Annotated in this window: 1 protein-coding gene; it reads left to right on the forward strand. The window is 66.5% G+C overall.

The genetic code is table 11. The features are described from left to right. The first annotated feature begins 112 nt into the window (after window positions 1-112). On the forward strand, window positions 113-1,756 hold the full coding sequence (locus tag EV643_RS43890; RefSeq protein WP_133806162.1) for an IS1634 family transposase: 1,644 nt from the start codon (window positions 113-115) through the stop codon (window positions 1,754-1,756). The last annotated feature ends 20 nt before the right edge of the window (window positions 1,757-1,776 follow it).

Raw genomic sequence — 1,776 nt, forward strand, 5'->3', positions numbered from 1 at the left:
CCTGAGTTGGGTCAGTTGAGCAGATTTTCAGGTGCTGGAACGCGCTGACCTGCGGATATGTGGTTGGTTAGTGCGTCCTCAAGGCACTAATCCGGGTCGGTATGATCGGCCGGTGGCCTGGATTCGGAGGGTTCGCACGGCGTCTGGGGCCACGGCGGTGCAGATCGCTGAGTCGGTCGCGGGTCGGCGTCGGATCGTCCGTCACGTCGGCTCGGCGCGTGACGAGGCCGAACTGGGCCTGCTGATGGAAGAAGCGAACCGGCTGCTTGCTGATGATCGTCAAGGAGTCCTTGACCTCGGCATCACCCCGGCCGTCCCGAAGGCTGTGCTGCTCCCGCCATCGACACAGGCGGGGCTGTTCGCCAGCACCGCGATCCCGCCGCCATCGCGGCAAATGGTGCCGCGCCCGCGTGTCCTCAAGAGCTCCTCAGGGCTGCTCTACGACGCTCTTGCTGGGGTGTACTCCAGCCTCGGCTTCGACGTCGTGGACGACGAGGTCTTCCGCGACCTGGTGATCGCACGCGTGGTCGAGCCGACCAGTCTGCTGGACATCGACCGGGTCCTGGCCGAGATGGGCCGGGTCTCAGCGAGCCTGTCGACTCGCAAACGCACGCTGCGGCGCGCTCGGGAAGGGACCTATCGCGACCAGATCGCGACCGCATGCTTCAACCACGCCCTCACCAGCGGCGATGTCAGCCTGGTGTTGTACGACGTCACCACGCTCTACTTCGAGGCAGACACCGAGGACGAACTCCGGAAGGTCGGCTATTCCAAGGAACGCCGCGTCGACCCTCAGATCGTGGTCGGGCTGCTGGTGGACCGGCGTGGGTTCCCACTCGAGATCGGCTGCTACGAGGGCAACAAGGCAGAGACCCTCACCATCGTCCCGATCGTGAAGGCGTTCCAGGCACGGCACAACCTGGCCGACATGGTCGTCGTGGCCGACGCCGGGATGCTGTCCTCGAGCAATCTGAAGGACCTCGACAACGCTGGGTTGCGGTTCATCGTCGGATCCCGGGCGACCAAGGCGCCGAAGGATCTGGAGTCCCACTTCCGTTGGCATGGGACCGCGTTCACCGACGGCCAACTCATCGACACCATCACCCCACGCACCGGGCACCACAAGGACGCGGCGAGCAACCCGAAGACCAAGGCCGAGCCGGTCTGGGACCCCGACCGGCATCCCGGGTCCTGGCGGGCGGTGTGGGCCTACTCGACCAAACGCTCGGTCCGCGACACCAAGACCCTGACCCTGCAGGAGAACCGCGCCAAGGCCGTCGTTGCCGGGGAGAAGGCCGCACGCACCCCGAGGTTCGTCAAGACCACCAACGGCGCACAGACCCTCGATGAGAAGGCGCTCGCGCGGGCACGGCGGCTGGTCGGCCTGAAGGGCTACGTCACCAACATCCCCGCCGGCCTCATGCCCGCCTGCGAGGTCACCGCGAGCTATCACGATCTCTGGCAGGTCGAGCAGTCCTTCCGGATGTCGAAGACCGACCTACGCGCCCGGCCCATGTTCGCCCGCACCCGCGACGCGATCGAGGCCCACCTCACCATCGTGTTCACCGCCCTCGCCGTCAGCCGCGCCGTGCAGAACCGGACCGGCCTCTCGCTACGACGGGTCCTGCGCACCCTCAAGCCGCTGCGCTCGGCAACCGTCGAGATCAACGGCATCACCACCACCATCCCGCCCGCGCTCAGCCCCGCCGAGACCACAATCCTCAACGCGCTGCAGGACCCCACTGCAAGGCACTAAGGCATTTGACCCAACTCAGG

The sequence above is a fragment of the Kribbella caucasensis genome (genome assembly GCF_004361855.1).
GTDB classification, from domain to species: Bacteria; Actinomycetota; Actinomycetes; order Propionibacteriales; family Kribbellaceae; genus Kribbella; species Kribbella caucasensis.